The sequence below is a fragment of the Sphingomonas pollutisoli genome, from assembly GCF_029167165.1.
In the GTDB taxonomy this organism is placed as follows: domain Bacteria; phylum Pseudomonadota; class Alphaproteobacteria; order Sphingomonadales; family Sphingomonadaceae; genus Sphingomonas; species Sphingomonas pollutisoli.
Genome location: NZ_JARFNJ010000016.1, coordinates 55040 through 72615, shown reverse-complemented (window position 1 = coordinate 72615; position 17576 = coordinate 55040). Strand labels below are relative to the sequence as shown.

The window sequence follows — 17576 nt, the reverse complement described above, 5'->3', positions numbered from 1 at the left end:
AGCATCATGTCATCTCCGGCCCGACGAAGCTGGATTCCATTCGCACCAGCGGCGTGATGGAGGGCACTTGTGATGGCAGCTTGATCTCAGGAAGATCCGGTAGATCGCGGGTCAGGCCATAGGCGAGCAGCAGCCGTGATCGATCACATGACATGTCGGTCATGGCCTTCGGCGGGAGCGGGTGGATCGACGGGGCTGCGCCCAGCACCCTTTCCGTCGGCATTTCAGCGATGAACCGGTCATGGACTTCTGTTTTGCAGCCGCCACCGGTCACGAGCAGTTGGACCGGCTTTCTGCGGTAGGCGGCGTGAAAGCCGTCCTGAGCGCGTTCAGGCGAGCGCGCCCGGCCAAAGACCTCCTCGAATTCATGGTCGCATGCGCGCTTGAAATCTCCTGCGCTCAGCTGGCGACTAAGCGCGCTGTCTAGCGCAGCGGCGCCGAGAAGTTCGACGGCGGCTGAGAACACCGCGACACGCTCGCGGCCCACGAGATTGAAAGCGACGATATCGAGAGTCGATGCTCCAACATCGACAAGCATGTGGGAGCCTGGTTGGGAGGTCGGCGCGAACGCATAGCCCGCGACTGCCGCGGTCAATTCCGGCACGAGGTAAAAGCCTGTCGGCAATCGGTCCGGCGATCGAGAATGTGTCTGCCGCACCAGATCTGGGGTCAATCGCGAAGCAAAAGGGGCGAGCTCGACAGCTGCGGCAACGATCCGTTTGAAGATCGAGAAAGATCTCGCATCATCATGCGCGGCAACGGGGATACCGACATTCACGGCCATGAACTGATCCGCACCCGCCGGACCGAGCGGCGTGGCCTGCCTGTACCATCCGAAGAAATGCGCGAAATGAAGGGCGAGAAAGGCGGCAGCCGCTTCGACCCGGGTGATGCTGACGTCGAGCCTCACCAGCTCGCCCCCATGGGCTCCGATGATACCGGTTTTGAAGCCCTCGAGCGTTACCGCACCAGGCAGGGGGTAAAGCGAAAAACGGCCAGTTTTGGGGTCAAGCCACAAGGCAGTCTGCCAAAGATAAGGATGCCCGAAGGACTGTAGGCCTTCAGGCGCGGGCATGGCCTTGGTCGGGTTATCCGCATGATAGGGCTGGCTCACGGCGAGCTTGACCGAACTCGTTCCGAAATCGAAGCCGACGATGAAACCGTCGTCGAGGTCAGGCTGGAGCTTTTTCGCGAGCTGCGCCGCGCCATCAACGATTGCGCGGTTGATCATCGCCTGGTTCTGGGGCGTGATCGAAACCGGACGTGGCTCGATCATTGGCGTGGTGTTGCTCACTGCCGCAATGACCTTGCGGAATATTGTCTCCCTCGGAATGGCCGGCTCCGCTACGACTGGAGCAGGCTGCTTCACAGCGGCGGCGGCCCGCTCGGCTTCCAGGATGGCCTGATAGGCGGCCTTCATCCCTGGGCCTTTGAGGATGATTTTCTTCGGGCCTTTGGACTTGTGTTGTGGCTGGGCCTTCTTGTTTTTTGCTTTCTGCGCTTTGGCCCCCGGTTTGGAGGCTCGCTGGCCTGCCCCGTTCCGCGCCGGAAAAGTTGAAAGAGGAGGACACGCCGTCGATTCGCCTTGCCCTACCGCCTTCTTCGCGAGCATTTGTTGCTCGATATCGGCAAAATCGCCGTCCGCTGCCGGGGGCTTTCGGTCAGGGCTTCGGGACGGGGCATTTGTTCCGGCCAAGCTCGTGCGCAGGTCCATCAGGGCGGAAGCGGCATCAGCCAGGCTTGCGAAGCTCTTGCCTTTCTTGCTCATGCGTCGGCCTTCGCGACCTCGACCACTGCGATACCGACGAGCATTGGCTCGTCAAAGCTCAGGTCATTTTCCTTACGGTTTATCTGCTCCAGCTTGAGATCCATCCGGGCGAGAAAGGCATTCAGCTTGCCCTGTATGGCATATGTGATGTTCATTTTCTTGGCGCTGCCCGAGGCGCGCAATTCGCGGATCTGGGTTTCGGCCCTGCTTTTCTCTCGTTCCTTGTGCTGCGTGATGAGCGCGCGCTGGGTGGCGACGTCGTCATAGTGCCGGGCGGCTTCCGCCCCTTCGAAGTCGGTTCGGCGTTCCTTGAGTGCCGGCAAAAGGTGCGATGCCATCACATCCGCGACATGGGGTAGATCGGCTGGTTCGAGATGTCGGAGCTGAGGGGCGCTGGCCAGCGATTCCATCAGCACTTGCTCGACGGCATCTTCTTCCAAGCTTGTGCCGGTGGCGAAGTCGACGCCAGCGAATGCTAGGCGATCGACAGGCAAAAGGCCATCGATCGACCAACGCTCGACTGCCACGACATATCGGCCTACGGGCAGAGGCCAATGCGGCTGATGAGGCACGCGATATGCGGTTACGGGCCGGGGCGCGACACCGACCTGCCGACCGTCGAGGAGCTGGGCGCAAAAGCGCGCCAGCGGATGGGTCATCGGAATGGCTTCCAGATTGCGATGGCGCAGCGGGTCTGGGTTGCTGCCGAACACGGCTTTCACGCCGCTGGCGGCGTCTCGAGAAAAGCGGGTCGGGTAGCGCCGGGCTTTCAGATTCCGAAAGTGCCCAAATTCGGCCTGCGCTCTTGGCGACAGGCGAACGTCATATGCTTCGATGTCGATGCCGTTGATCGGTTCGAAGCGCGTGCCCTCGAACGTATTGACCAGAATGCCGGCGATATAATCGCGCAGGTCGCTTTCGGTCAGCCGCTTGTGCGGCGCATAGGCTTCCTTGACCTTCTGAAGAATGCTGTCGCCATGCGCCACCAGTCCAGGGGCTTCCCGCTCAAGCTCCTCTGCCTGCATTTTCCTCTGCTCTGCAGCCTGGATAGAGCGATCGAATTCACGTGCCCGTGCCTCTGGAGAAAGCTCGGGGTTGGTCAGGATGAATTCGATGTCGCGGATGATCTCACCCAGGATGGGTTCGAAGTCGCCCAGCGTCTCCTGGATGATCCCCAGCCTCAGATAGAGCCGGTCATAGACCTGCTCTTCGATCGTTTCAGCGGCGATCAGATTGATGATGTCGATTGATGGCGATCGCTGCCCGATACGGTCGATACGACCGATCCGCTGCTCCACCTTCATGGGATTCCAGGGCAGGTCCCAATTGATCAGAATGCGGCAGAATTGAAGATCGAGGCCTTCACCGCCGACCTCGGACGTCAGCAGGATCGTGCCTGCGGGAGCGTCGGCAAAACGCGAGACGATTTCCTGGCGGTCAGCTTTGACGCCGCCATGGAGTTCCATGATCGCAAAGCCGGCAGCCTGGAGCTTCGCAGCGAGATAGCTGATCGTGCGGCGAAAGCTCGAGAAGACAATGAACTTTTGATCGGGATCCCGCTCGCGCAACTGGCGCAGCCAATCGAGCAGCTTTGCAAGCTTGGTATCGGCGGCTTCCAGTTCCGCTAGAACGGCGGGATCATCGCAGATTTCGCCAAGCGCGCTAATCAGCGGGCCTGGCAACGCTCCAGGGGGTGATGCATCGTCCTCCTCGTCGAGCGTGAGGAAACCGCTTCTTTCGCCCCAATGGCGATAGGCAGTGGCCAGGCTCGAGGCGAGGAGTCGCTGGGTTTGGGCGAGCAGGAACCGCTCGTTGATGTCGTTGGCAAAGGCATATGCCTCGATGCGCTGTGTCGCCCGCTGATAGAAGGCGTCTTCCGCCTCATTCATCGGCCATTTTACCGTCTGGGGGCGGCGCTCGACCTTGAATTCCGCAACATCGCGCCGTCGCGTGCGATTGATCGTGGATCCCAGCAGCGACATCTCTTCGATCCGCGCTGCCAATTTCACGCGGTTTGCCGGGGTATCGACTATGCTTTTTTCGAGCTCTTCGCGCAGGCGTTTCAGCCGTTCGCCGGTCTTGAGAACCCGCCCCTCGGGCAGATCCCCGACAAGCTCCGCCAATTCGTGCATTGGCACGCGCGTATCGCGTGCCGCTTCCCAAGCCCGCACTAGCGGGACATTTTCTTCCTGGAGGATATCGAAGAGATATTCCCGTTCGAATGTGTCCGGATCGATGACCTTCAAAAGCGCGCGCAGGTCGTTGGCGCGCAGATTGATTGGGGTGGCCGAAAGAAACAGCGAATAATCACTCACATCGGTCACAAGCTTTGCCAGCTTATGGTTCATCGTCTCGGCATTGCGCAGATGATGGGCCTCATCGAAGATCGCGAGATCGAACAAATCCTGAGCCGAATCATTGAGTAACCGCGCGAGGTCTGCGCGCGCACCCGAGGCGGGCTCGTCAGGATCGTCCCACCCGCGCGGCGGACGGATGGCGGACAGCGATGCGATAACCTGAAAACCCTCGCGACGCTCCTGGTCGTCACGCAGCGTGTCGAGCAACTCGGCGGCGCCGCAGATACGCGCGTCGACATTGAATTTGTTGCGTAGCTCAGCCCGCCATTTTTCGACGAGCGGCTTGGGGCAGACCACCAGCAGTCGACGGCAATCGTGATTCCGCGCCACCAGCTCTGTCCAAATGAGCCCTGCTTCGATGGTTTTACCGAGACCGACTTCATCGGCGATGAGCAAGCCACGAGAGGGCGCGTTCAGGAGCTTGAGGACCGGCTTGAACTGGTAAGCGTGAAACTCGGTGTTCGTCGCGCCCATGCTGTAGATCATGTCGGCAAGGCGGCCCGTCATGCGCAGATGGGTCAGAGCGCGTCGCAAATCGGTTGGGGCGGAGAGTTTGCCGTTTCGCAGATCCACGAGCGCATCGGGGGCGGCCAGGACATGTTCGAGCTGGTTTGCCGGCAGACTTCGGCGGCCTGTCGGAAGCTCAATCTGAAAGAAGGTGCGTCCTGCTCGTTCTTCGGGCGGCCGGTCGGTTACGACACCGACAACCGCCGGATCGTTTTTCAGCCGTACCCGTTCGCCTGCCTCGAACATAGTGAAACTTCCCCCCTAACAGGATGATCAATAGAAAGCCGACAGCGTCAAGTGTCAGGCGAATGTTAAATCATTCAAAATCTGCGCCATTCACTTTGGTAGATGCTGGCATTGATAGATGTGCGCCGCCCTCTCTTGCGACGGGCGGAAGTAACTTCCCGGACCGTTCGGGCATGCAGGAAATTCATCGAGTCGATCCTTCGTCGTCCTGGGTGGGGCTATTATAGCTTGCATGGGTGACAAATTCTGTCGCGGTCGATAGTCGGCTCGGCGACGGTCAGCGTCTGCAAACTGGGTGCGATACCCGGGGAGGAGCAACGCCATCTGGTTCCTTGTTCCGTTGTCGGCTTCCTGGTCGGCGCGCGGGGCCGAGCAAGCCCGCATAGGCGGGCTTCTCCACTGCGTTGCGACCCTCCGGGTGCACGACCCCCGCTATGACGCCGCCCTTTGGGGCGCCTGTCGGAAGGCCCCGATGGGCGGGGCGGATCCAGACCGGAGTCACAGCCATGCCGCAGCCTTCTCAACAATCGGCAGACCGAGCCGAGCGGATCGACCGCATCGCCGCACTGAATGACAGCCTGCGGAGATCTATTTGCAGCCCTGGCCGAAACCAGATCGTCATGACCGCGGGCGTTGCCGCGTTGGTCGGGGATGTGTCCCTCTTCCGCGGATTTCGCAGACGCGCTGAGATCCTGCGCACGGTGCGAAACTATGACAGCTTCAATTCCGACAACGATCCATTGGGCGAGCATGATTTTGGTCGCTTCGAATATGACAGCGCCATTCTCTACTGGAAGATCGATTATTATGATCTCGAGCTTGCCTGGGGCTCACCCGATCCAGCCAATCCCGACGTCACCACTCGGGTTCTGACGATCCTACTCGCCGAAGAATACTGATCGGCACGGCCATCCCCCTGACCGGGGGGATGGCCGTGAAAAGTCTGCTTGAGCAGACTGCGCGCAAAGGATCTCCAAGCGCCAAGCGCGCTCGGGGAGGGGAGGGGTGCACCGGAGCATCGCCCCCGTGCGGCCGATGCAAAGCTGTGAGCCGACGCGGGATCAGACCATTTAAGGAGTTACCGCCATGTCCGCCTATTTCGCCGCCCATCCCGATCACGCGATCCTCTTTGCGTTCGGCTGTTTTGCGCTCACCGTCTACCTGTTCCGCTATGTCGGTCCCGGCATTGGCGGTGGCGGCGACTGGTCATCGCGTGACCATTATGAGCGCAATCTGCGCGACGGTCCGGAAGACTATTGTTGAGCTGGCCGCCCCGATGAGGACGATCGCTGTGAGCCTTCTCAAGGGCGGGGTAGGCAAGACCTTCCTCGCCACGCATCTCGCCTGGTATCTGGCCGAAGCGGCGGGACGCCGGGTTGTGTTCGTTGACCTGGACCCGCAAGGTAGTTCGTCGCGCCGTCTGGCCGGCGAGCGGCCGGGTGGCTTCGCGGCCGATCTCTTCGATCCATCGGCGGCGCTTGCCGCCGATGGCCAGGTCGGGCTCACTTTGCTCGCTGCCGACCAGCGTTTGCAGATGATCAAGGCGGCACAGGATGTGCGCGACTTTCTCGGCCGCTTTCCTGCGCTCGCGCCCCATTTCGATCTTTGCGTGATCGATACCGGTCCCAAATGGGACGAGCTTACCTTGAGCGCTCTCGCGGTCGCCGACGCAGTGATCGCGCCCGTCCAGGTCGCCGAAGATTCGGTTGAGTGCGCCAAGATGCTGTTGACCGCGCTGCGCAAGGCCGAGGCGGCGAGAGCAGGGCGCAAGATCGATTTCCTCGGATTGCTGCCATCGATGGTCAACCCGTTCGACCGGCGCGAAATAGACAATGCCGTCAAGCTCGCCCACGCGGTGGGCGAGCGGCTGATGTTCCCTGCCTTCATCAAGGCGCGACCGACCTATAAGCATGCCGCGGAAAATCATCGGCCGGTCTGGATGGAAGGTGGTGGCGGGGCCAAGGCGGCGGCCGGGGAAATTCGGCCGATCCTCGCCGAGATCGAACGGCGGCTCGGTTCAGCGCCAGCGGCCGCCACCTGATGGGTAAGTTCGACGAACGCATCGAGGAGTTTGGCCTGCTAGTCGGCGCGCATGAAACGGCGCGCCGGGTCGAGGAAATCCCTCTGGATCGGGTCATCCCCGACCCCGGCAATCCCCGGCGCAGTTTCGACGATGACGCCCTGGCCGAGCTTGCGGCCTCTATAGCGGCCCGCGGGGTCTTGCAGCCGATCACGGTTGCGCCCGCCGACGCCGCCGGCTTGCATCGCATCCGTTTGGGCGAGCGACGCTTTCGTGCCTCCCAGCTCGCGGGCCGGGTGACGATCCCGGCGATCGTCGTGGCCGAGGGGGAGGGAACCCATCTGCTCGCCGATCAGATCGTTGAGAACGATCAGCGTGCGAACCTTTCTTCGGTCGAGCTCGCTCGTGCGATTGCCCGTATGCTCAAGGGCGGCATGAGCCAAGTCGAAATCGCCGCTGCGCTGGGCCGCTCCAAGCAGTTCGTCTCGCTCTATGCAGCCTATGGTGACATGCCTGCCTATCTCAGGGAGGCGCTCCCGCGCGCGCCGATCCGGCTGCTCTATGACCTGCATCGCACAGCCAGGGATTATCCTGCGGAAGTCGAGGCCTATGTGGGCGCCTGGGATGAGAGCGGCGCGACATTGGCGGACGGCGCGCGTTTCATTGCCGGGCTGAAGGGTAAGGCGGACGTTCTCAGCATCGAGGCAGCGCCGATGCAGGCCGCGGCAGTGACCGTCGCCCGTCCCCAACCGCGGGCAGGGACTGAGCCAGTCGCGCGACCAGGGGAGCAAACGCCAGAGGCCAGCCTTGCCGTTGAAGTCGATGGCCGTCCCGCGCGTCTTGTCCTCGGCCCGCGTGTTGTCGTGATCTTCGGCGATGGTTCCCGGCAAGAGATCGCGGCCGAACGACTTTGCACCGCGTCTGAGGGACGCCCGACGCTGTGATGCTCTGACCCTCTTCCTCCGCGTTCGCATATCCTGTTCGCGTGTATGTCGGCCGCGCCCCTTTCGGGGTGCGGCCTTTTGCGTAGGTCCGAGCTGGGGCGGCGCCGTTGGCGCCGCCCTTCGTGGATCAGGCGTGAATGATAGGCGCATTTTCCCAAATATGGTCGAAGTCTGCTCAAGCAGACTATCAGATGAGTTGAGTGAAGGTGAGGGCCGGATAGGCGTGACGCCGGGGATGTATGACAATAGCCTTTGATGCATGCCCGTCTTCACCTTCCGTCTCGACGATGACATCGCCCAGCGCTTCGATGCTGTGGCGGAGAGCGCCGGCGGCCGCTCGGTTTTGCTGCGGCGCCTCGTCATGAATGCAGTGGACGCGGAGGAGGGCGAGAGGTCGGGGCCAGTCCGTCGGCGGGAGCGAGCAACACGGCGGTTTGAGATCCGGCTGACCGATGCGGAAATTGCCGCGCTGGATGCCAAGGCCGATGCTTTGGGTATGAAGCGAACCGACTGGGTGACGAGGCTGGTGCGCTGCCGGCTGCATTCGGCGGCACCGCTGCCGCTTGAAGAACGGGCGGCAGTGGCCCAGGCGTGGCGCGAGCTCAACCGGATCGGCATCAATCTCAATCAGGCGACGCGGGCGCTCAACGCATCGGTGATGGTCGAATCCGGGCTCGATGTCGCGCGCGAGGCGGCGCGGGTGGCAAGCTTTCGCACGGAAATCCGGATGGCGCTTGCCGGTCTCGGCACCGCGCTCAAGGGCGATCTTGCCTATTGGGATAGCCTCGATGCTTGAGGAGGAGGGCATCCTGCCGCTGCCCAGCCTCATGGAGGCATGGCGGCCGCCCACCGGCGGTAAACGGACACTGCGGGGGGCCTATGTCCGCATCGGACGAGGCGCACCGGGCCGGGGAGGGCAGGGGCGGTCCGTGCCGCTGAGCCAGGCCGAGGCTCGGGCCAAGCTCGAGCGGATCGTGCGCAAGGCCCCGGAGGTCATGGTCAAGGTCTCGGGCAAGCAATATGGCGCGCATCATCTATCGGAGCATTTCGGCTATGTTGCGCGGCACGGGAAGCTTGCGGTGCGCTCGAGCGAGGGCGAGATCATCGATGATCCCAAACGGCTGAAGGAGATCGCGCAGGACTGGGCCATGCTCGACGAGGCGATGAACGAGCATGGCCGCGACCGGCCGACCTCGCTGTCGCTGGTCCTTTCCATGCCCGGCGGTTCGACCGATCCCGAGACGCTGCAGGATGCCGCCCAGGCGTTCGCCCGCATCCTGTTCGAGGACAATCACGCCTATATGCTGGCGCTCCACACCGATACCGATCATCCGCACATCCATCTGACGGTGGCCACCGAAGGTGCGGACGGTAGGCGGTTCAACCCGCGCAAGGCCGACCTCCATCATATGAGAGAGACATTCGCGCATGAGCTACGGGCGCGCGGCATCGCGGCTGAGGCGACGCCCAGACGCGCACGCGGTCACGTTCAAAAGCGTGTGCGCTCTGCAGCGCTGCATCTCGATGCTCGGATCGGTCAGGAGGGGCGCCGGCTCAATATGGATGAACTCAACGTGCTGCGCGCCCGGGCCTTTGCGCACGCGCGCGATGAGGAACGGCGGCCGCAGGACGTGATGGCGCTGGTTCGCCAGAAGCAGATACGCGGTGCTTATGCGGAGGCGGCGGTGGCGCTTGCACGTACCGGCGAGGCCGACGACCAGGCGCTTTCCGACGAAATTGCGGGTTTCCTGGCGGCTATGCCGCCGGCGGTCTCCCGACGTCTGGCCCTGGCCCGCGAGATGATGCAGGGGCGGCAAGCGACACAGCCGGCGCGCGAGCTGGAGGGTGGAGCTGGTCCCGAGCGGCCAGCGCCGGAGCGTGGGCGGGAGCGTTGATTCGCATGGGGCGGTTGATCTTGCGAAGGGATGCTCCCACTACCATGTGCTAGAATGTCTTGGAAAGTCGAGGGAACTGGCGCTTTCTGTGGTCATAGCTTGTTAGAAAAAACCATGCTATTATCTAACAGACAGGAGCTTGGACATGTCTGCGGTGGCTGATCGGATTATGAAGCGTGTGCGCGGCAAGGGCCGTGGCTGGGTGTTTACGCCCAAGCAGTTCGTTGACTTCGGTACGCGCGGCTCGGTCGACATGGCGCTGTCGCGTCTCGCGCATGCCGGTGACATCCGCCGGATCGGCCGCGGTCTCTACGACTATCCCCGCCAGCATGACAAGCTTGGTGCCCTGAGCCCGGATCCCGGGCAGGTGGCCCAAGCGCTCTCCGCGCAGAGCGGCGATGCGCTCGCGCCGTCTGGAGCGGCGGCGGCCAATAGCCTTGGTCTCTCGACGCAGGTGCCCGCCCGGGCGAGCTACGCTACCAGCGGTCGCACCCGCACCGCCAAGGCTGGCGGCCGCAGCGTCACCTTGAAGCACAGCCGCGCGCCGGTGCTCGACGCGCCGGAGTCTGTGAATGCGATCGTCCAGGCACTCGCGCATCTGGGGAAGGGCAATATCGACGCGGATGCGATCGGGCGCTTCGCCGCGCGCCTCGACGATGCCGGTACGCGCGCGCTGGTCGCGGCCCGCTCGGCCATGCCGGGCTGGATGGGCGACATTGTCCTCAAGATCCAGGCGTCGCGGAGAGATAGGTCATGCAGGGAGAAAGGGTAGCGCCGCTGGCGCCACCAGCAAATCTCCAGATGCAGGGTCGGGCACAAGGATGGGTACGGCCGGATAAAGTGTCGGCCATGTCGAATACTTGGCGATCCATGTCGCGGCGCTTGGAGACAGCCAGCCCGTCAAGGTCGTGATACTCGCATAGCGCTGCGCGAGCGGAAGCGCGATGATGGGTTCATAGTGGGCGACGCGGTTGCGCAATATACGCAGGTCGCGCAAGTCCCGCGCGATCACACCGCGCTGTACGCCTTTGGCCTGAAAGATGGGTCGCAGGCTTTGCCAGAGGTGGTGTGACTTGGGGCCGAAGAGTGACGCCCAGAAGCCGAAGTTCAACTCCGCTACGATCTGCGGACGGGTCGCTGCCTTCCCGTCTTTCTGCAGCGTTTGCCGTGCTTTTGCGATTGCGCCCGTCTGATAGTTCGTCACAAGGATCGCAGGATCGTCGATCCAGGCGGCGCCATGTTGGGCCGCAAGCCGCGCGTCCGCCATGTTACGCAGCACGACCTCTAGCATGTGTAGAGGGCCATAGAGGGCTGCGGAAAGCTGCACATTATAGGTGTACAGGCGCTCTGCGAGCGTCTGATCGGCTCCGGCCCACTTCAGATAAGTGTCGAAGCGGTCAGCGGACAAGGCATGAACGAATGTTGGCACGGGAACCTTTTCACTTGATTTTTAGGCACCCTTGCGCCATATGAACTGGGTATCCCCCGGCGGTCCCTGCTTTGCAAACCGTCGGGGCACTTTATTTCTAGACATCGTCGATTCGATCTTCAATGCCGTTGCTGGAGCAGCGCAGCGTGAATGAACTCGCGCGCCGCCGGCATGCGAGGAGATTTTGCGTGATCACAGCGAAATACATCCCGTGGGACCCGATTGGCGCGATGCCCGACGACCGAAAGGACGGTCGCCTCATGCTACTCTGGGAAGGAGATCGCCCCGTAATCGGCCGATGGGATGACGGGCGTAAGGGATGGGAAGATCCGGAAGGCATGCACCTTTTCGAGGAGATCACCTATTGGGCGGATATCAATTCACCGGAATGACCCTTGCTCTTTCAGATGATAAACGATTGATATAAAACTATAAAAGTTTGATAATACATCTTATGTTAAATTGCCGGAGTCTGAGCCTCAGTAGTGGGGTGCCCACGTTCGACGGCTGCCAGCTTTCACCAGCCTGAGATCAATTCTCGCGCGTCGCTTTTGCCATTGCGATAGCAGCTTCAAACCGCTTCCTCGTAGGCTCCCGCAATCGAGCCAAGCTGAAAGTCCGTGCAAAATGGGCAAGGACATCGGCTTCCGCTTTGCCTCTTCGGACAAGAGGCAAAGCTAGGCTCGCGAGTTCAATGAGAGGAATGTCTCGGTGAGATCGCCAATCTGATCGGGCCGGTCGATACGCAACCAACTGGCCAGTATCCATCGTTTCGTGGAACACCACGTTCCGGCCATCTTCTTGCACCGATGAATGACGATCGGAAATTGCCTGTGTAACGATATCCTGAATAATCCGGCCTGCCCGCTCCTTTTTGTGAGCGCGGGCGATCCTTTCAATCAGGATGTCTTCATACATTGGCGCCTCGGCCTGAAGTGTGGCGTCGATCAGCCTTTCAAGTCTTGGCTTATACTCTGGCTGATAGATCTGTTCGACCTCTTCCAATGGAACAACCAGAGAGGCGATTTGGTATTCGGTGCCGATTTCGATTGCAGGAGGCGAATAACTTTTCTCGCCATCCTCGGGGCTGGAGGGGCGGACCACGGCGGCTTTGTCGACGGGCCCTGCCATATCGTCATCAGACAGGACATGCAGGCCGCGCCCTGCGCTCTTGACCAAGCCCTTTGAATGAAGCGAATTTCCACGAGAAGGGGAAAGGGCATTGTTTACCAGTTCTTCCCACTTTTCCTCGCCCGGGCGAAAGTTGGCGGGTGCCCGATCTGCGTCGGACAGAGCCAAGACGTCCACCAGCGCCTTCTTTAACTCACCATTGGACCAAACGCGTTTATCAGACATCAGATTGAGAATGGCGTTCTGAACCTGTGACTCGGTGACACGCGTCAAGTTCACATTGGAATCGGGCGCTTCGGCGACGCTGAGGACATCCGTTTTTTGAGCTGGCTCCGGCCAAGCATCAGCGGTTGCACCGCCATCAGCCGGTGATTGCTCTGCCGCAGGTGTAGACTCGGTGTCATCAGGCGAAGGAAGCCGCCAACTACGCAATTCCGTATGACGGCTTATCCATTCTTCGCCATCGTTGACCGGTTCAATTCCTCGCGCGGCCAGAAATGCGGCAACTTCATCAACTACGACCTGCCGATTGCGAACGAAACGCGAGGCAAAACAACGCCAGATCGTCCAACCGGCACGCTCAAGGATACGCTGGCGCATCATGTCATCCGGCCATTTGTCGGGCCCGTGGTAGCGATCCCCGTCGCATTCGATGGCAATGCGCTGGTCGTTGTCACCCTCGACCACGAGATCGATTCTGAAGTTTCCGACACGGACCTGAGTGTTGACCCGGAAGCCGCGTTCACAAAGCAAGTCGAACATTTCTCGCTCGAAGTCGGATTCGCACCGATCGCGCCGATCCTTCAGGTCGGAAGTTTCGGCTGGGTAGGGGCATCGAAAATGTTCCAGGAGGGATCGACGCAGTTGATCGCTCGTGCGCAGCTGATCCAGCTCAACCGAGCGAACAAGGTAGGTTCGATCTCGAGCCCGTGACAAGGCGACGTTGAAGCGCTGCTCATATCGATTGCCCGAAAGCGGGCTATCCTCCCGCTGCGCCACCAACGAGACGAACATGACGTCCCGTTCATCACCCTGGAAAGCGGTCGGATCACCAACCCGAATTGTGTGGCGCTCCATCACCTCAGTTCCGAGGCGCTGTTCGATCTCCTTATAAATGTGCGCGGCCTGGTTCTGACCCAGCAATGTGGTGACGCCGATCGTTCGCTTCGACATCCTTTCGTCTTCCGCGATCGCCGCGATCTCGGAGACGATGAATTCCGCCTCGGGAACATTCACGTCTCCCTTGCGGAAGCCGTCCTCCACAAAAACGTCAATCAAAGGCGGATCCAGGCGTTCGGACGCCATCGGCAACCGCAGCGGCGTCAGCCGATGGCCGTAGAACTGGCCCTTTGAGAATTCGATGATCGGAGCGACGCAGCGGAAATGCTCCGTCAACATTATGGCGCCGCCGGCGAAAACGACCTTGCCGAGGTCGTATAGGGACTGCTCTTCCCGCAAGCAGGAACGATAATCCGCCACTTGGGCCGCGAGGTGCCTGCTGGCGAGCTCATCAGCGCGGGCCTGATCGCGCCCAACGAGCTCGGGGCTTACCTGCTTGTCATCGCCCACGATGAGGATTTTCTGTGCGCGTAACAATGCCGGAAGAGCTGCCACGGTTGATTGTGACGCTTCATCCACGATGACGACGTCAAACAGACCAAGATCGGCCGGCAAGGACTCCGACACCCGGTAGTGTGGCATGATCCAACAAGGCAGAGCCCCCTTGGCGCGATCGGATGCAGCTCGTGCCTCCCGACGATATCGCCCTGCCCGTTTGCCGGTGCCTTTGCCGATCCTGCGAACCGCATCCGCATAGGCCGCCAAAGCAGCCTTCACGCCGTCGGTAGCCTTCCGGCTTAGCTCGAGCCAGGTCCGCAATTCGATCGAACGTTCGTAGGCGCCCTTAAGCAGGGCCTCCTTTTCGGCTCTCTCAGTGCCAAGTTCCTGCAAACGGGCATGACGATCAATGCGTGCAAGCCAAGTGCTAAGTCGCCTGAGCTTCCAGCGTTTGACCCAATCACCCGGGGTGAGGCTATCCTCCATGCCTTCGACCGGTTCGGAACGGAGCGTCTCTGCCCAACGAGAGCCGCCCGATGCCGAAATGGCTGTGCAAACGGTCTGAATCGTTTCGAACGCCTCTGAAAGACCTTCGATGTGAGCAAGCCTGAGGGTCAGGTCTTGCCATTCCGAATGGAAGGCCTCGTTAGAGACATCCGGGTTGCCCAAAGCGCGCACTGCATAGTCCTGCAACTCGCGGGCAATGTCGCCACCAGCCGATGCTAGGGAAGCGATCAATCTGGAGCGTATGGCTTCGGCGCTCTCGAGCCGGTATTTCAACCGGTGCGTCTCGACCACTTCACACAGCTTGCCGGCGGACGGGCTACCCTCTGATACTGACAGAGCCCAGCCGGCAATGATCTCCCGCGCCCGGCCATCGACAAGCTGCTGTTGGGAGACAAGCGCGCCGACGGTCTCGAGGTGTTGTTGTTGTGCGCGCATGCGCTTGGCAATCGCGATGCCATCCTGATCGATCTGGTCGCCCACGCCCAGCAAAACGAGATGGTTCCAGGCTTGGCGAAGCTTGCGCGAGCGTTTGATACCGTCGATGAACCGTTGAATCTCGAGCCATTCGTCCGCGTTTCGCGGCGCCTCGCCAAGCAACGTAACCTGCGCCAGCTTTGCCTTGACCTTCCCGGCGAAGAGACCACCCACAAAACCTAATGCCGCCTTGCCTTCGCAAAGCCTCTGCAAGGCCTCAAGCAGCTTTTCATCGTCGAGCGCGTCATCTGGCACATTGATGGGCCGGGTTAGGAAGTGGCTCCCTTCTAAGATAAGGTGGTCGATGTCTGGCTGGAGACGAGCAATCGCCGCCAACATCTCTTGGTCCTCGCCGCTCCTAGCGTCGCGAATGGCGTCCGCCGTCCACGTATATGGTGCTGAGGCCACTTTCGTATCCAGGACGCCAAGCTCATCCAGCTCATGCGCCAGGCCGGCCAATTGAGCTTCGGCTTCCGCTTCCGATATTCGAAGGTTCGGCAATGTATCTGCGGCGATCTGTCGGCGCAATTCTTCGGCCCGCGAGAGATCGCGGTGAACGGGCAGCAGGCCGTCAATGGAAGGCAGGCTGGCCAATTCCGGGATGGGAACGCCCAGATAGCCGATGTCCTGTCCAACCTTCCGTCGCGCCTGCCTGAGCGCCACGATGTCGCTATCGTCGAAACGGGGAGCGTTTTCTGGATCGGCATCAACATCATCCGGCAACCAATTTGCCAGTTCAGGTTCGACCACTACCATCCGTGCAGCCCGCACGGGTTCGATCGTTTCTCCGTCCAGCACGACGGGTGACACTGCCGTTCGTCCGATCGCATCGACTTCATTATCAATTCGGGCGAGGCTGCGGTGCAGGTTGTCGATCTGATGATCGAGGTCAGATATCTGTCGTTCAAGCTCGTGGCGGCGCAGCCGCTGGAGCTTCTCGGCAATGATGTCGACCGATTCCTGAAACTGCTTCAGGCCGTCGCGGTCGCTGTCGAGTAGGCTCACCGCAAGCGGTCGCACCGCCTCAGGCAGCTTGTCGCGCAGGACACGCAACGCGGGTGCCTTTTGTGAGGTGACAAGCACCCGCTTGCCCAGCGCAAGGTAATGGCTGATGATGTTGGCGATCGTGTGCGTCTTGCCGGTGCCCGGCGGCCCCTGGACCACAACGCCCGGACGCACTTCGAGCCGTTGCACCACCTCGACCTGCTCGCGATTGAACGGTTTGGGGAAGAACAGATCCCTACCCGAGCCGTCTGATGAGGTGACGCCGGGAATGGTCGATATACCACGGAACTGCGGGTATTCGGGTTCTTCGATCGTATCGGACGGCTCGACCAATAGGGCGGCAACGGCGGCAGGTAGATTGGGGGCCTCCGCGCCGTCCAGTAGGGCCGCCCGGAAGCGCCGGAGATCTTCCATCAGCTGCGTCGCGCGCCGTTCGCGCTGAAAGAAGGCGAACGCGGTGCTGACCTGTAAATGCGTCTCGACTGAGGGTATCCGCCGCGCCCCGGCCGGATTAGCATCCGGCACATATATGCCATCTGGATCGAACAGGGCCGAGGCCTGGCGCAACACGGGCTCGAAGCTCTCGGGTGCGAAGGGCGAGAGCGCTACCTCGTCCAGTGCCGCCAGGAATCTTTCCGAGGCCGTGCGCCATTGGTCCAGCGCGTGCAGGCCCATCCGGTCGAGCGGATCAATCTCAAGGCCTGGATCTGCCTCAAGGCGTGGACGCGCTTCGATGCAATGGGTTTGCTCATCGAGTGAGAGCTCCAAGGTCATCGACAGCAGAGGGTAACGCAAACGCTGGCCGTTGCGGAACAGCGTTGCAAAGCCAATGCCGCATACCAGTTCGAGCGGAACGTCGCTGACACCTTCCAACTGCTGGCGCAGCATATAAAGGGCGTTGTACAGCTTGATGGTTTCGCGGCGGGGCTTTTCGCGTTCTGCCCATATTCTCCATGCCCCTTCTAGCCAGGTATGGAAGGCCGCCTCAACACTGTCTCGACGCTCATAATCGGACAAGGCGATGTGTTGCGGCGCTTCTTCCGCGTCAAGCAATTCGAGCTCGACAAGGCCGGCTGTGGCGATTTCCACCTTGAGTGACGGTATCGCTGCTACATCGTCGCGCAGGGATAGCCAGAGCGCCAGTTCCTGGTTCGGTGGCGCTGGCGGCGCGATCTTGGCGAGCCGTTCAACGCGCAACCAGACGGGATCATCCCCAGACCCCTGATCGAGCGACACGCCAGGCAGTCCGGCAACCTCATCTTCCGTCGCGACAAAGCCGCGATGACTGCGATAATCGAGTTCGACCTTCAGTCGATCGCGCTCGGTGGCCTCCACATAGTCGATCAGGCTTATCAAACGAGCATGCGCGGCCGTCAGCTCCGGTCCTTTCGCTGCGCGGGTGGCCATCACTTCATTTCCAACTTGCAAATCATCTTGCTCTTCTGACGAGAAGTCCTGAAAATTCTGCATATGGGAGTCGATGCGCTCGACAATTGAGCGCGCCAAGGGGTGACGGAAGCTGTGCAGTTCGCCTCTTATGAGGCCCAGACGCTCGTGATCATCGTAATGGAAATCGACAAGGTCTTCGATGGCGCGAAGATTGTCTTCAATTGCCATGGCGGCAGGCAGCCCCAAAGCCTGCATGGCAGCTATGATATCAAATCCGCTCATGGCGTCGCAGGCCCTTCCGGATTGAACCGGAAAAAGCAGGCGTGGATATCAATTACCCGCATCGA

Annotated in this window: 12 protein-coding genes; 8 read left to right on the top strand and 4 right to left on the bottom strand. The window is 61.1% G+C overall.

Going from position 1 to position 17576, the window contains the following annotated elements:
• Window positions 1-4: 4 nt before the first annotated feature.
• Both PX554_RS23370 and PX554_RS23365 read right to left on the bottom strand, forming a co-directional pair.
• Window positions 5-1768 (bottom strand): hypothetical protein, encoded by a 1764-nt coding sequence (locus PX554_RS23370; protein WP_140043504.1) that lies wholly within the window; start codon window positions 1766-1768, stop codon window positions 5-7.
• Window positions 1765-4878 (bottom strand): SNF2-related protein, encoded by a 3114-nt coding sequence (locus PX554_RS23365; protein ID WP_275504700.1) that lies wholly within the window; start codon window positions 4876-4878, stop codon window positions 1765-1767. Before PX554_RS23365 ends, PX554_RS23370 begins: the two co-directional genes overlap by 4 nt.
• Before the next feature lie 506 nt (window positions 4879-5384).
• Here PX554_RS23365 and PX554_RS23360 point away from each other — a divergent pair.
• From PX554_RS23360 to PX554_RS23330, 7 genes are all read left to right on the top strand, one after another.
• A complete protein-coding gene (locus PX554_RS23360) occupies window positions 5385-5777 on the top strand; it encodes a DUF3768 domain-containing protein (RefSeq protein ID WP_167706868.1) in 393 nt (130 codons plus the stop codon).
• Between the two features lie 187 nt (window positions 5778-5964).
• Window positions 5965-6141, top strand: a complete 177-nt coding sequence (locus PX554_RS23355; protein ID WP_017182162.1) for a hypothetical protein — start codon at window positions 5965-5967, stop codon at window positions 6139-6141.
• A gap of 13 nt (window positions 6142-6154) precedes the next feature.
• A complete protein-coding gene (locus tag PX554_RS23350; RefSeq protein WP_140043502.1) occupies window positions 6155-6919 on the top strand; it encodes a ParA family protein in 765 nt (254 codons plus the stop codon).
• The gene (locus tag PX554_RS23345; protein WP_140043501.1) at window positions 6919-7842 is read left to right on the top strand and encodes a ParB/RepB/Spo0J family partition protein; all 924 of its coding nucleotides are present in this window, start codon (window positions 6919-6921) and stop codon (window positions 7840-7842) included. Before PX554_RS23350 ends, PX554_RS23345 begins: the two co-directional genes overlap by 1 nt.
• A 259-nt stretch (window positions 7843-8101) precedes the next feature.
• Window positions 8102-8638 carry a plasmid mobilization protein gene (locus PX554_RS23340; protein ID WP_140043500.1) on the top strand — a complete coding sequence of 179 codons (537 nt, stop codon included), beginning with the start codon at window positions 8102-8104 and terminating at the stop codon, window positions 8636-8638.
• Entirely contained in the window at window positions 8631-9737 is a 1107-nt protein-coding gene (locus PX554_RS23335; RefSeq protein ID WP_140043499.1) for a relaxase/mobilization nuclease domain-containing protein, read from the top strand. The genes PX554_RS23340 and PX554_RS23335 overlap by 8 nt, the downstream gene beginning before the upstream one ends.
• 145 nt (window positions 9738-9882) lie before the next feature.
• A complete protein-coding gene (locus PX554_RS23330; protein WP_196221885.1) occupies window positions 9883-10509 on the top strand; it encodes a DUF6088 family protein in 627 nt (208 codons plus the stop codon).
• Here the strand turns inward: PX554_RS23330 and PX554_RS23325 are convergent.
• On the bottom strand, window positions 10489-11166 hold the full coding sequence (locus tag PX554_RS23325; protein ID WP_007684587.1) for a hypothetical protein: 678 nt from the start codon (window positions 11164-11166) through the stop codon (window positions 10489-10491). The genes PX554_RS23330 and PX554_RS23325 overlap by 21 nt on opposite strands.
• Window positions 11167-11288: 122 nt before the next feature.
• Here PX554_RS23325 and PX554_RS23320 point away from each other — a divergent pair, with 122 nt between their 5' ends.
• The gene (locus PX554_RS23320; RefSeq protein WP_233431813.1) at window positions 11289-11558 is read left to right on the top strand and encodes a hypothetical protein; all 270 of its coding nucleotides are present in this window, start codon (window positions 11289-11291) and stop codon (window positions 11556-11558) included.
• A gap of 139 nt (window positions 11559-11697) precedes the next feature.
• On the opposite strand, the gene PX554_RS23315 is transcribed toward PX554_RS23320, so the two are convergent.
• Window positions 11698-17511 (bottom strand): DUF3320 domain-containing protein, encoded by a 5814-nt coding sequence (locus PX554_RS23315; protein WP_275504699.1) that lies wholly within the window; start codon window positions 17509-17511, stop codon window positions 11698-11700.
• Window positions 17512-17576 lie beyond the last annotated feature (65 nt).